The following is a 12,909-nucleotide window of genomic DNA, read 5'->3' as shown; positions in this document are numbered from 1 at the left end:
ATCAGTAGTTTATTTATTTTTAATAGCCCATTGTTTTAAAACGGTAATGGCGTCAAACAAAACACCGGCTTCGCCCCTGAAATCGCCAGAGCCTTTTGGGGCACCGGTTTGCACATCATACCATTCATAAAAGCCTTTGTGGGCAATGGCCCTGTCAACCATTGGTATTAATTCATTGTATGCTTCTTTTGCCTGACCGTTTGCAAGCAGGGCGGCTATCATCCGTCCGCCAAACCAGGTCCAGTCGCCGGCATTCTGATAAATGTATGGGTGCATATTAGGGAACTGCGCTGCCGGATAGGCTGGATAAACCGTTTTACCAATCGTGGAATATTTATCCACAGCTGCGGCGGCCAGTAACTGTCTGTTTATTTCTTTAACCTCTGCCGGTGTATTAAACCCGGCCAGTATAGCGCAGATAGACCCTCCACTATACAGAATCTCGTCTTCATTAAAATCTTTAGAGAATGGACTGCCGTTCAGATAAATATGCGGGCGGTATTTCTGCGCCGCAGGCATCCACAAGTGTTTACGAACATTTGTTTTGATAGAGTTGGCTATGGCGGTCCAGTTTTGTTTGGTTTGATAGCCCCGGGGTTTCATCGCCATAAAATCATGAATAGCCATCACAAACATGGCATTATCATAAATATCAATAGCCCATTTAGTTTTATCGTTAATGGCTACGCCCCAGCCGGTTTCGGGTTGCACATCGCCCCAGTCAATGGTGGTGGCTCCGGTAACTAAACCGTATTGGGCCGACCACCTGTTTTTCCGGATATAAGCAAATGCATCTTCCATGCGTTGCAGAACCGTTTTAGCACCTATTGTTTCAGAAAGTATTGATTTGTCGCCGGTTACGTCTATATATTTTTTTACAGCCTGAATAAGGGAGGATTCCTGGTCGGTTTCTACGGTGTTTTTATGTGCGGCCCAGCCAGGTAATAATGCCGAGTAGCGGTATTGGTAACCTACACCAGCTTTTGCGCTGTCAACCACACCGTCAACAATGTTGCCGTCATCGCCCTGAATTTTAAAAAACATCAGGAGCATTTCTTTTACCTTTTCTTTGGGATGTACCTTTAAAGATCCTTTAATGAAAGTATTAAAATCCCTGATCCATACTTCGTTATAGGAGGTGCCGGCAGAGAAACCGGAAAGTAATTTTAAGCCCCGTGCCTGTATAGTATCCAGGCGGTTATCTGTCAGTATAGAACCGGCCAAAGCAGATTTATCTTTTACTTGCGCGTTACCACGCAGATAAAATAAACACAGGAATATATGCACACCTAGTAAACGTATCTTCATGCAGGGATCGTTAAGGATGTAATATGGTTAAAAGTGCATTTTGAAAAGGCAAAACACACAGTGTGAAATTGGTTATATTATATGTACAAACATACGTACATTAAATTCATTTCCAAATTTTTTGTATTATAAAATGGTTAATCTTTGGGTGTTTTGTAATTATTAAATCTTAATCGGCGGCTAAAGGTAAACTATTTGTTACAAAAGTTGCCATAAAGATTTAAACTTAATCGATTAAGAAGTTTAGATTTAACTAATAATTCTGCCCTGTAGCCGGGGGATATGTACTTTCATAATTTTATATGAAAATACATATTTAATTCAATGTTAACCATTAAGTAATGCTGATGGATTTGGTTCACAGGTTATTAGCTGAAAATTCGTTTGCGGATGCGTGATAATGATTGGGGTTTTATACCCACATAAGAAGCAATATGGTATTGTGGAATTCTTTGTGTAAGATCGGGGTAATGATTGAGGAACTGCTGATACCGAACTTCGGGAGAATCGGTGTATAAAGAATCTAACTGTTGTATAGCCGATAAAAAGACCTGTTCAATTGCCACCCGGCCAAACTTCTCGCCGCTGTTTATCTCCTGGTAAAAACGCTGTAGCTTTTCATAACTGATCACATATAGCTGTGTTGCTTCCAGCGCCTGGATGTTTTTGTCGGAAGGTAGCTGCGGTAAAAAGCTGATATAATTGCAAACAAACTCGCCCTCTTTATTAAAAAACATAGTTCGTTCGTCGCCATCGTTATTGATAAAATACCTGACGAGTCCTTTATTAATAAAAGCCACATGCTTACACACCTGCCCGTCCCGGAGCAGATATTCGCCAGACTTGAGGTTTAATTCGCTAAAGAGGGTTTTAACAATAGTTTCCTCTTTGGAAGAAAGAGGGATCAGTTGCTTAATCGTACTGATTAATAATTCCATTGTGTAGGTATAAATCGGGTTTGCAGGAGCTGCTGGCAGGCGTTTATAGCTTATTCTCCCATAGTTACTGTTTCTGCATGCTGACGCCGACTGGCAACTATACGTTCCCGGTGCTGTGTTCCCCATTTTTGCAACTCATCTAATACCGGTCCTAAGGTTTGGCTGTAGGGGGTGGCCTCATAAGTTACGGTAACCGGGGTAGTTAAAAAAACGTTCCGTTTCACAAACTCATTCAGCTCCAGTTCTTTGAGTTCTTTTGACAATATTTTAGGAGTGATTCCGCTCAAGGCTCTTTGAATATCATTAAAACGCAGCGGTCCATCAACAAGCGTAACAATAAGCGGCAATTTCCATTTTCCGTTGAGCACATACAACGCATCCCTGATCGAGCTCGCGGCGGCCTTACACTCTGTCGAACTATGATCTTTTTTTTTCAGTTGACCTTCCATAAACAATAATTGCTATCCTAAAAGATACCACTATCCTTTGGTATAGTAGTATCTTTTTAATAGTAAAGGTAACTAAGTTTGCTGAAAAAAAGAAATGAAAGCAATCAAGATCACTTATTGGGTAACCACGGCTATAGTAGCTTTAATGATGACCTACTCGGCTTATGCCTATTTAACACAGCCTGCCATGTTACAGGCTTTTCATCACCTGGGTTATCCGGGCTATTTCAGGATGGAACTGGCTTTGGCTAAACTGGCCGGCGCTGTTTTATTATTGATTCCCCTAAAATCGCTTATTAAAGAATGGGTTTACGCAGGTTTTACTTTCACTTTTATCTCGGCTTTTATAGCCCACAGCGCATCCGGCGATCCGGTAAATTATCGCATCATGCCAGTCATTTTCCTGGTGTTCCTGGCTGTTTCTTATATTACTTATCACAAGGTAAAACAAGCTACGACCAAAAGCCCTGCACTTTAATCTGACCCGACGGATAGCCTTGGTTTTTGAGCAGTTTGCGCAATTGTGCAACCATGGTATTATTACCTGCCAGGTAAAATACGGTGTTTTCGAGGCTGTATTGCTGATCAAGCACCCACTCTATCAGGCTGTGATGTCCAAAAATATCTTTGCGTGCTACCGGTTGTAAAGGCGACCAAAAGTATTCGTGAAAAAGCTTGCGGTGATGCTCGTTACCAATCACCAGGCCTCCCGAAAAACGGGTATGGGGCAATACCATTTTTTGCAAAGCCAGTAAATGGCCCATGCTGCTTTCGTCGCCCAGGGCAACAACGGCCGAGGTGGCTACAGGACTATGATAGGTTGAGCCTATTTTAAGATAGCTTACTATATCGTCTTGTTTGAGTTGCTGGGCCCATCTGCTGCCTGGCCCGTTGTGTGCCGCATCAACATAAATGGTACAGGTACTGGTTTCTGCATCCCAACCGGATGGGGTATAATCGCGGAAGGTAAAATCATCGACTCTGAATTTTATGTATGGTATTTCGTTCCATTGTGCTATATCGGCAAAAGGAAGGTGCAAGTCAATTTCAATAAGGGTTGACGGCTCCCAATGCCGCACTTCAAGCACCCGGCCGGATTGTAACCTGTTTTCAAACAGCTTTCCGGCTTTTCTTCTGATTTTTTGAAAAGTGGATGTTTCCATGGGTAGTTCTTTAGTTATACAAAGAAACTGCGTAATGATCCCTAAATCAATGGCCAGCTTGAGGTAATGATTGGACTATTTACGGTAATGTTTGCGGAATAAAAGCGGGGTGATGTTTTCGGCCTTTTTAAACAGTCTTGAAAAATAAGTATGATCGGTGTAACCAAGTGCGTGGGCAATTTCTTTTACGTTCATCTCGCTGTAATACAGTAAGCGTTTAGCTTCAAGCAGCACCTCCTGTTGTATCCAGTAACTTACCGAAAGTCCGGTTACTTTTTTCAGCGCCTCATTCAAATAAGTTTCTGAAACATGGAGCATAGAGGCATAGGCTGATGGGCTTTTAACCTGCCGGATATTGTCGGCCAGTAGTTTTTTAAATTCCTGGGCTAATTGTACGGGTCTTGACAAGGCAAACTGCGGGTTGCAAAATCCGCTGAAGCAACATGCCGCAATCCCTACAAATGATTGTACCAGGGAATGTACCACCTGCAAATAAAACGGACCTGGTTTTTCTTCCAGGTATTTTTCCTGCATCAGGGCTAACAGATCGGTGCATTGGCGAAATTGGACCTCAGTAAGTGTAAAAGGCTGTTGTAATACCAGCTGGCTTTCAAAAACATTCCGGTAGTCGGGCGCAATCAGCAGAGCGTCGATAGCGATGAACCATCCATAAGCTATCTCATTGCGGATACGGTGATGTACCTGACCTGGCAATATATAATACAAGGAAGATGCACCGAACCTGAGTTCCTGAAAATCGATCATGAGGGATGCCGTACCTTCTTCAATAACAAAAAATATATAATGATCATCCCGATGCGCACCCAGGGTATCAGCTTCATCGGTAGGTACATCCCCGGCAACAAAACGCCTGATCTCGAGGCCCGTGGAGGCGCGCTCTCTGAGTTGATGGAACGGAATATCTCTCATTTTTTTGTTATCAGGGCCAATATATGGCTATTTGGGCAGAAGAAAGGCTGTTTAAATGTCAAAATTTATTAGGAATGGAGCAGAACCGACTCACCCAGTCTACGCTTCGCTGGATGTCCCTCTCTTCGCCTACGGCGAAAAGAGGGGAAGAAATCTATCCACACGTCATTGCTGTACGAAGCAATCTTTATGCTGTACAGAGCAAGTTAACCCGAATGGCTGAGCTGCCTATGTAGAGATTGCTTCGTACCTCGCAATGACGCGTTTTTTATGTGATGGCCGGCAAAACGTAAACGGGTGAATTGTCTGTAGCACGTTCCGCAAGCCCAAACAATCCTTATCCAACTCCCACTTTGATATTTAGCCTATCATTTTGATAGGTTTATTTTGATCAGAAACCCGCCAGGTAGTTTTAATGAACTAAATAAATGGCTGTAGTACAGTTATTTACTTGTATATTTTATTTATTGGCATTTGCTTGGTAAAGGGACTCTTAAAATATTTAATACTATGGATGTTTTACAGGTTATTATTTATGTGGTGGTCTTCGCAGCCATCTTCTGGATCTTTTTTAAATCAGTTAATTACTTCGAAAAAATCTAATCACCATGATCGCATTATTCATTGTGGCTATAGCCGTGTTTGTATACATGGTGTACGTGCTGCTTAAACCCGAAAAATTTTAATTATTTAAACCATGAACACTGAAATCTCAGGTGTAATATTTACCTACCTCCTCACGCTCGCGCTGGCTATACCCCTTGGCCGATACATCGCCCGTGTTTTTAAAGGCGAGAAAACCTGGCTCGACTTTCTGGCCCCGTTGGAACGTTTTATTTTCCGCTTCAGCGGCATCGACGCCAAAAAAGAAATGAACTGGAAACAGCATTTATTTGCCCTGCTTACTATTAATAGTGTATGGCTCATATATGCTTTTGTTTGTTTAATGGCACAGGGCCATCTGCCACTCAATCCGGATGCTAACCCTGGTCAGTCACCTGATACTGCTTTCAATACCGCTATCAGCTTTTTAGTGAACTGTAACTTACAGCACTACTCCGGCGAAAGCGGCGCTACTTATTTTACACAGCACTTTGTATTCATGTTCCTGCACTTTGTATCCGCAGCTACAGGTATTGCCGCGCTCATCGTGGTATTCAGGGCCATGAAAGATAAAGTGACCGATAAACTGGGTAACTTTTGGGATTACTTTGTAAAAACCATTACCCGTGTATTATTACCTATATCATTTGTAATAGCTGTTATTTTAGCCTTCAACGGCATGACCACCAGCTATGCCGGTAAAGATACTTTTATTAGTATGCAGGGCGATACCGTGCACGTATCCCGCGGACCGGTTGCTGCCTTAGTTGCTATTAAGCATTTAGGTACAAACGGCGGCGGCTGGTTCGGCGCCAACTCTGCTCATCCTATTGAAAACCCTAACTACTTAACCAACACTACCGAACTGGTAGCACAAACCCTGATTCCTATAGCCCTGGTATTTGCTTTAGGCTTTTATCTGAATAAAAAGAAATTTTCTTACGTGGTGTTTGGCGTGATGACGATAGGCATGCTCCTGTTCCTGATACCAACCATGAATGCCGAACTGAATGGTAACCCGGCTATTGCCCACATGGGTGTCAGTCAAACAACCGGCGCTATGGAAGGTAAGGAAGTACGGTTTGGCCCGGCTAACTCGGCCTACTGGAGTGTAATCACCACCATTATATCTACCGGTTCGGTAAACTCCATGCATGATAGCGCTATGCCAATGTCTGGTAACATGATGTTGCTGGGTATGATGGTGAACTGCTTTTATGGCGGTTGCGGTGTGGGTATCCTCAACTTTTACATCTTTATCATCATCGCGGTATTTATATCCGGGTTGATGGTAGGACGAACACCGGAGTTTTTTGGCCGTAAGATAGAGGCCCGCGAAATGAAGATCGCTTCGCTGATTGCTTTGCTGCACCCTTTTATTATCCTGGTAGGTTTGGCCATATCATCCTATGTGGTGGTAAACATGGCTGGCGCCGACTGGGCCGTTAAGCCATCAACCTGGTTAAATAACCCGGGCAACCATGGTTTTTCCGAAATGTTGTATGAGTACACTTCATCAGCAGCCAACAACGGTTCGGGCTTTGAAGGTTTGGGAGATGGTAATATTTTCTGGAACGTTACCACAGGTATCGTGATGATACTGGGCAGGTTCCTGCCCATTATTGGGCCGCTGGCTATTGCCGGTTTACTGGCCAATAAAAAATTCATTCCTGAATCGGCCGGTACATTAAAAAGTGATACATCAACCTTTGGGGTCATGATCTTCGCGGTAATCATCATCATTGCTGCCTTGTCATTCTTCCCATCATTAGCATTAGGCCCAATTGCCGAACACTTTTCATTAAAATAGTCATGAACTCAAATCAAAATACATTATTCCAGGGCGACCAGATGAAAGAGGCTTTCAAGCAATCATTCATCAAACTAAACCCACGCATCCTGTTCCGCAACCCGGTGATGTTCACTGTAGAGATTGGTACAGTGGTGATGCTCATCGTAAGCATTTACTCTTTTGCCAATAAAGGTCAGGGTAGTTTTGCTTATAACTTTACCGTATTTGTTGTATTATTTTTAACCGTGCTGTTTGCCAACTTCGCCGAAGCTATTGCCGAAGCCCGTGGTAAAGCACAAGCCGAAAGCCTGCGCAAAACCCGCGAAGAAACACCCGCCCGCCTGCTGGTAAACGGCAAAGAACAAATGGTGATGTCGTCTCAGCTTAAAAAAGGCGATGTGTTTATCTGCGAAACAGGAGATAACATCCCTACCGATGGCGAGATCATTGAAGGTATCGCTACCATTGATGAATCGGCCATTACCGGCGAATCTGCCCCGGTTATCCGCGAATCAGGCGGCGATAAATCATCCGTTACCGGTGGTACCAAAGTACTGTCAGACCGAATCAAGGTAATGGTTACTACTCAGCCCGGCGAAAGCTTCCTGGATAAGATGATTGCCCTGGTTGAAGGTGCATCGCGCCAGAAAACACCCAATGAAATAGCTTTAACTATTCTGCTGTCAGGCTTCACGCTCATCTTCGTGATTGTGTGTGTTACTCTGAAACCATTTGGAGATTATGCAAATACCCCTATAACTATAGCTGCTTTTATATCCCTGTTCGTGTGTTTAATCCCTACAACTATCGGTGGTCTGTTATCAGCCATCGGTATTGCGGGGATGGACAGGGCTTTACGGGCCAATGTGATTACCAAATCTGGTAAAGCAGTGGAAACTGCCGGTGACCTGGACACTTTGTTACTGGATAAAACCGGTACCATCACCATAGGTAACCGTAAAGCAACCAACTTTTACCCCGCTACAGGCATCACCCGTGAAAACTTTGTTGCCGCCTGCGTACTAAGCTCCCTGGCGGATGAAACTCCCGAAGGTAAATCGATAGTGGAACTGGCGCATGAGGATAAAGCCATGCCAAAAGTTGTTGCTCCTAAAGACTCGGTATTTATCAAGTTTACTGCCGAAACCCGTTCCAGCGGTTTGGATACTCCCGAAGGTTTGCGCATCCGTAAAGGAGCATTTGATTCTATCCGTAACATAGCCTTGAAGGCCGGTCACCAGTTCCCAACAGAAGTGGAAGACAATGTTAAAAAGATCTCTTCAAACGGTGGTACCCCATTAGTGGTATCGCAAAATGAACAGATCATGGGGGTTATCGAGCTGCAGGATATCATCAAAACCGGTATTGCCGAACGTTTTGAGCGCCTGCGTAAAATGGGTGTTAAAACCGTAATGGTAACCGGTGACAATCCGCTTACTGCCAAGTTTATTGCCGAAAAAGCCGGTGTGGATGATTTTATTGCCGAGGCTAAGCCCGAAGATAAAATGAACTACATTAAAAAAGAACAGCAGGGCGGTAAACTGGTAGCCATGATGGGCGACGGTACCAATGATGCCCCGGCACTGGCACAGGCCGACGTAGGCGTGGCCATGAACAGCGGTACCCAGGCTGCTAAAGAAGCCGGTAACATGGTGGACCTGGATAACGATCCCACCAAACTGATTGAGATTGTGGAAATAGGTAAACAGTTGTTGATGACCCGCGGTACGCTTACCACTTTCAGTATAGCTAATGACGTGGCCAAGTATTTCGCCATTGTGCCGGCGCTGTTCATGGTATCTATACCATCATTAAAAGCGCTCAACATCATGGATCTGCACAGTCCGGAGTCGGCCATATTATCGGCCGTAATATTTAACGCCATCATTATACCATTGCTCATACCATTGGCACTAAGAGGTGTGGAATACAAACCGATAGGAGCCAGCGCCCTGTTGCGCCGCAACCTGTTGATATACGGCTTAGGCGGTGTACTGATACCATTTATAGGTATCAAACTGATTGACCTGGCGGTAGGAATATTTTTATAAATGTGAGATATGATTTCGGATTTCGGACGTTCGATTTCGGATTTAAATAAATAATAGAATTCTGTTAATTCTTAAATTCTAAAAATTCGAGTTCAGACAACAGAATTCACTAATTCACTAAATCAATAATTAAAAAAATGAAAACATATTTGTTGCCCTCATTAAAGTTAACGCTCATCATGATCGTGATAACTGCAGGCATATATCCACTGGCTATTGCCGGTGTAGGTAAATTAACTCCCGGCCATGGTGATGGCGAAACATTAAGCTATAAAGGCCATGTGGTTGGCTATGCGTTGGAAGGTCAGAAATTTACAAAGGACGAATACTTCTGGGGCCGCCCATCGGCAGTTGATTATAACGCTGCCGGATCAGGCGGTTCAAACAAAGGTCCCTCAAATCCTGATTACCTGAAAGACGTTGAAAAACGTATCGAGGATTTCTTAAAACACAACCCTGGTGTAACCCGTGCGCAGATCCCTGCCGAAATGGTTACCGCATCAGGCAGTGGTTTGGATCCGGATATTTCACCTGCCGGTGCGCAGGTACAGGTAGCCCGCATTGCTAAAGTACGCGGTTTATCTGCCGACCAGTTAACCAAACTGGTTGATGAACATACCGAAAAACCTATGTGGGGCCTGTTTGGTCCATCAAAAGTAAATGTGCTTAAACTGAATATAGCTTTAAACGAGCTTAAAAAATAACCGGGACAATGTGAATGGGGTGTGGAACAGATGAGTAACACACCCCTGCTTGCCGTTGTTGTCACTAACAACCACCAGGCAGGCAAATCAGAACAGCGGTATAAAAGATAAAGTTGCTGGTGACAACAACAACGGCTGGAAAAATAAAAAAATCGCGGCTCCTTTAATTCAACCTGCTTATTGATTAATTGAGTAACTAAATTAAATCCATGACTCCTTTTTAGCTAAAGGAACCGAAGGGGAATAAATACAAAGCTCCGGGTTTGAAATAAAATAAATCTCACAGAAGTATTAATAAACAGTAATGAAAAGAATACCCCTAATAATAATTGCCGCAGCGGTTATCAGCTTACAGGCGCACGCTCAAAAAGATACAATAAAAGTTAAGACCATTAAAAAAGATACCGTGGCACGCTCGCTACCATCCCCAATTTCTTCACTTCCGTTTCCGGTTTCGGATTGGGATGGGGCCCCTTTAATTGGGGTGGATGCTACCGCGCCCGATTACCCTTTGCAAAAGGCATTAGGGATAACAAAAAGTAAAGTAAAAATTTATGGATGGATTGATGTTGGCGGCGATATCAGTTCGTCAAAACATTCAAATGCCCCAACTTCCTATGATATTATTCCTAATTCGGTGTTTCTTGACCAGGTAGGTTTAAAGTTTGATAAACAGCCAAACACGGTTCAAACAGATCATTTTGATTATGGATTTTTATCAACCACCATATTTGGAACCGATTATCGATACACTACCGGCAAGGGTTATTTTAGTGATCAGCTGCTGAAGCACAATAACAAATATGGCGTTGATCCGGCCGAGATTTATGGGCTTTTATATTTTCCAAAAGTAGCCGATGGCTTATTGGTAAAAGTAGGGCGATTTATATCTCCGGCTGATATTGAAGCGCAATGGGCCACGGATAATTACTTGTATACCCACTCGCTCATGTTTACGGTCGACCCTTATACATTTACCGGTGCGCAGGCAACTTTTAAACTGGGCTCACACTGGCAGCTGGAAATAGGTATACATGGCGGTAATGATGTTGCCGTATGGAGCAAGGCGGCAAGCGTAAATGGTTTACTTATGGCCAGATGGGTATCAAACGATAATGACGATTCCATTTATGGCGGTATAAACGCCCTGGGAGCGGGTAAATACAAAGATAATCATGATGATTTGCAAATGGTAGTAGCCACATGGGGCCATAAGTTTAACGAAACATTGCACATGATGACCGAAGTTTATTATATGTGGCAACATGACGCCTTAGTTGGCGGTACTGTGATTGACGGCCCTCCGAGACCTTTTTATACCAATGTTGGTGCAGGTAATCCTATACCAGGGGCAGCGCAGGCAGTTGGCGCGGTTAACTATTTTCAGATCAAGTTGTCAACACATGATTACATATCTATACGCAACGGTTATCTGAGCGATCCGCAGGGTAACAGAACAGGTTTTGCATCAAGCTATACCGATCATACCATAGGGTTTGTACATCACTTTAATAATTACATACGCATACGTCCCGAAATAAGGTACGAGCGTGCTTATGCAAACGGTGTCACTCCTTATGATAACGGAACAAAAAAAGATCAATACTCAGCAGCAGTGGATATAATTGCACGCTTCTGAAAAAAGGAATAGAATATAAGTGTAAGAGAATGTATGATTGTTTTTTATAATTAATGTTTGGTTGTTAATTATAAGTTTGGTTGACGAACATTCATACTATAAAAGGGGATTTTTCGGAATCTCCTTTTATTAGTTTTATAAAAAAATATTAGTGATGAAAATGTTAAGTTTAAGCGAGGGTGCTTTATAACAGAAACTTAAATGAGCGAAGAAAATAAAGAGCAGTCGGTTGAGCATTTCCTGGAACTCATCAAACGTTCCAGGAGGGGTAAATTTAAGGTTTACATAGGCATGAGCGCCGGTGTGGGTAAAACCTACCGCATGCTGCTGGAAGCCCAAGCCCTGATGCGTAATGGTATTGATGTTAAAATAGGCTACGTTGAAACCCACGGTCGTAAAGAAACCGTGGCGCAATTGGAAGGCTTGCCCGTAATACCCCGTCGTAAATTGTTTTATAAAGGCAAGGAGTTGGAAGAGATGGATCTGAAAGCCATCATCAGCCTGCGCCCCGAAGTGGTGATAGTAGATGAGCTGGCCCACACCAATATCGAGGGCAGCAGCAACGAAAAACGCTGGCAGGATGTGATGCAGATATTGAACGCAGGCATCAATGTGATCAGTGCAGTAAATATTCAACATATGGAAAGCCTGAATGAGGAAGTGCAGCGCATCACAGGGGCAACCATTACGGAGCGCATCCCGGATAAAGTTTTGCAAATGGCCGATGAAGTAGTGAATATAGATTTGACTGCCGATGAATTGATTGACCGTTTAAAGGAGGGAAAGATATATGACGAAAAGAAAGTACCGCTGGCGCTCAATAACTTTTTCCAGGCCGAGCGGATATTGCAGCTGCGGGAACTGGCCCTGCGCGAAGTGGCCCACCAGGTAGAACGGAAAATTGATATCGAGATACCTAAAAATATCAAGCTGCGGCCCGAACTGTTTTTGGCCTGCATTAGTACCAATGACGAATCGGCCAAAATAATTATACGCAAAACGGCCCGGCTGTCGTCCTACTATCGGTCTAAATGGTATGTGCTGTATGTACAAACCTCGCGCGAGAGCAGCGATAAAATAAATCTGGCATCGCAGCGCCACCTCATCAACAATATGAAACTGGCTACACAGCTGGGGGGCGAGGTACTCAAAGTAAAAAATGATCAAATAGCAAAGGCCATCTGGGAAACGGCCGAAAAATATGATATCACTACCATTTGTATTGGTAAACCGAGGTTTAAATTTTACCAGGTGATCATGAAAACGGCAGTGTTTACCCAATTGTTGAATAAAATGTCTAAAACAGATATTGACCTTGTAATACTATCATAA

Annotated in this window: 12 protein-coding genes; 7 read left to right on the top strand and 5 right to left on the bottom strand. The window is 43.4% G+C overall.

Annotation, left to right across the window (positions count from 1 at the left end):
- Positions 1–9: 9 nt before the first annotated feature.
- From G7092_RS14645 to G7092_RS14635, 3 genes are all read right to left on the bottom strand, one after another.
- Positions 10–1,308: a glucosidase family protein gene (locus G7092_RS14645; RefSeq protein ID WP_166090520.1), complete on the bottom strand. Its 1,299-nt coding sequence runs from the start codon at positions 1,306–1,308 to the stop codon at positions 10–12.
- Positions 1,309–1,676: 368 nt separating this feature from the next.
- Positions 1,677–2,246: a Crp/Fnr family transcriptional regulator gene (locus G7092_RS14640; protein WP_166090519.1), complete on the bottom strand. Its 570-nt coding sequence runs from the start codon at positions 2,244–2,246 to the stop codon at positions 1,677–1,679.
- A 50-nt stretch (positions 2,247–2,296) separates the two neighbouring features.
- Entirely contained in the window at positions 2,297–2,695 is a 399-nt protein-coding gene (locus tag G7092_RS14635) for a winged helix-turn-helix transcriptional regulator (protein ID WP_166090518.1), read from the bottom strand.
- A gap of 94 nt (positions 2,696–2,789) precedes the next feature.
- Here G7092_RS14635 and G7092_RS14630 point away from each other — a divergent pair, with 94 nt between their 5' ends.
- Positions 2,790–3,173, top strand: coding sequence for a DoxX family protein (locus G7092_RS14630; protein ID WP_166090517.1), 384 nt, complete (start codon positions 2,790–2,792; stop codon positions 3,171–3,173).
- Here G7092_RS14630 and G7092_RS14625 read toward each other — a convergent pair.
- Together G7092_RS14625 and G7092_RS14620 are read right to left on the bottom strand one after the other, a co-directional pair.
- Positions 3,148–3,858 (bottom strand): ferredoxin reductase domain-containing protein, encoded by a 711-nt coding sequence (locus tag G7092_RS14625; protein ID WP_166090516.1) that lies wholly within the window; start codon positions 3,856–3,858, stop codon positions 3,148–3,150. The two genes, G7092_RS14630 and G7092_RS14625, sit on opposite strands and share 26 nt — an antisense overlap.
- Before the next feature lie 75 nt (positions 3,859–3,933).
- The gene (locus tag G7092_RS14620; protein ID WP_166090515.1) at positions 3,934–4,788 is read right to left on the bottom strand and encodes a helix-turn-helix domain-containing protein; all 855 of its coding nucleotides are present in this window, start codon (positions 4,786–4,788) and stop codon (positions 3,934–3,936) included.
- A 608-nt stretch (positions 4,789–5,396) separates the two neighbouring features.
- Between G7092_RS14620 and kdpF the strand changes: the two genes are divergently transcribed.
- The 6 genes from kdpF (at position 5,397) to G7092_RS14590 (ending at position 12,909) form a co-directional block, all read left to right on the top strand.
- Positions 5,397–5,474, top strand: coding sequence for a K(+)-transporting ATPase subunit F (kdpF, locus tag G7092_RS30975; RefSeq protein WP_076377293.1), 78 nt, complete (start codon positions 5,397–5,399; stop codon positions 5,472–5,474).
- An 11-nt stretch (positions 5,475–5,485) separates the two neighbouring features.
- On the top strand, positions 5,486–7,201 hold the full coding sequence (kdpA, locus tag G7092_RS14610) for a potassium-transporting ATPase subunit KdpA (protein ID WP_166090514.1): 1,716 nt from the start codon (positions 5,486–5,488) through the stop codon (positions 7,199–7,201).
- Between the two features lie 2 nt (positions 7,202–7,203).
- Complete coding sequence (gene kdpB / locus G7092_RS14605; protein ID WP_166090512.1) at positions 7,204–9,234, top strand: potassium-transporting ATPase subunit KdpB; 2,031 nt, start codon at positions 7,204–7,206, stop codon at positions 9,232–9,234.
- Positions 9,235–9,371: 137 nt separating this feature from the next.
- Entirely contained in the window at positions 9,372–9,938 is a 567-nt protein-coding gene (locus G7092_RS14600; protein WP_166090511.1) for a K(+)-transporting ATPase subunit C, read from the top strand.
- Positions 9,939–10,242: 304 nt separating this feature from the next.
- Positions 10,243–11,577: an outer membrane beta-barrel protein gene (locus G7092_RS14595; protein WP_166090510.1), complete on the top strand. Its 1,335-nt coding sequence runs from the start codon at positions 10,243–10,245 to the stop codon at positions 11,575–11,577.
- 201 nt (positions 11,578–11,778) lie between these two features.
- The gene (locus G7092_RS14590) at positions 11,779–12,909 is read left to right on the top strand and encodes a sensor protein KdpD (protein ID WP_166090508.1); all 1,131 of its coding nucleotides are present in this window, start codon (positions 11,779–11,781) and stop codon (positions 12,907–12,909) included.

The sequence above is a fragment of the Mucilaginibacter inviolabilis genome, from assembly GCF_011089895.1.
GTDB classification, from domain to species: domain Bacteria; phylum Bacteroidota; class Bacteroidia; order Sphingobacteriales; family Sphingobacteriaceae; genus Mucilaginibacter; species Mucilaginibacter inviolabilis.
Note: the sequence above shows the minus strand (reverse complement) of the source record. Positions and strands in the feature narration are given on the sequence as shown.

What these genes read in the sequence shown, in the direction of transcription:
- G7092_RS14645 (WP_166090520.1), bottom strand. Translation starts at nt 1,308, where the DNA reads ATGAAGATACGTTTACTAGGTGTGCATATATTCCTGTGTTTATTTTAT.
- G7092_RS14640 (WP_166090519.1), bottom strand. Translation starts at nt 2,246, where the DNA reads ATGGAATTATTAATCAGTACGATTAAGCAACTGATCCCTCTTTCTTCC.
- G7092_RS14635 (WP_166090518.1), bottom strand. Translation starts at nt 2,695, where the DNA reads ATGGAAGGTCAACTGAAAAAAAAAGATCATAGTTCGACAGAGTGTAAG.
- G7092_RS14630 (WP_166090517.1), top strand. Translation starts at nt 2,790, where the DNA reads ATGAAAGCAATCAAGATCACTTATTGGGTAACCACGGCTATAGTAGCT.
- G7092_RS14625 (WP_166090516.1), bottom strand. Translation starts at nt 3,858, where the DNA reads ATGGAAACATCCACTTTTCAAAAAATCAGAAGAAAAGCCGGAAAGCTG.
- G7092_RS14620 (WP_166090515.1), bottom strand. Translation starts at nt 4,788, where the DNA reads ATGAGAGATATTCCGTTCCATCAACTCAGAGAGCGCGCCTCCACGGGC.
- kdpF (WP_076377293.1), top strand. Translation starts at nt 5,397, where the DNA reads ATGATCGCATTATTCATTGTGGCTATAGCCGTGTTTGTATACATGGTG.
- kdpA (WP_166090514.1), top strand. Translation starts at nt 5,486, where the DNA reads ATGAACACTGAAATCTCAGGTGTAATATTTACCTACCTCCTCACGCTC.
- kdpB (WP_166090512.1), top strand. Translation starts at nt 7,204, where the DNA reads ATGAACTCAAATCAAAATACATTATTCCAGGGCGACCAGATGAAAGAG.
- G7092_RS14600 (WP_166090511.1), top strand. Translation starts at nt 9,372, where the DNA reads ATGAAAACATATTTGTTGCCCTCATTAAAGTTAACGCTCATCATGATC.
- G7092_RS14595 (WP_166090510.1), top strand. Translation starts at nt 10,243, where the DNA reads ATGAAAAGAATACCCCTAATAATAATTGCCGCAGCGGTTATCAGCTTA.
- G7092_RS14590 (WP_166090508.1), top strand. Translation starts at nt 11,779, where the DNA reads ATGAGCGAAGAAAATAAAGAGCAGTCGGTTGAGCATTTCCTGGAACTC.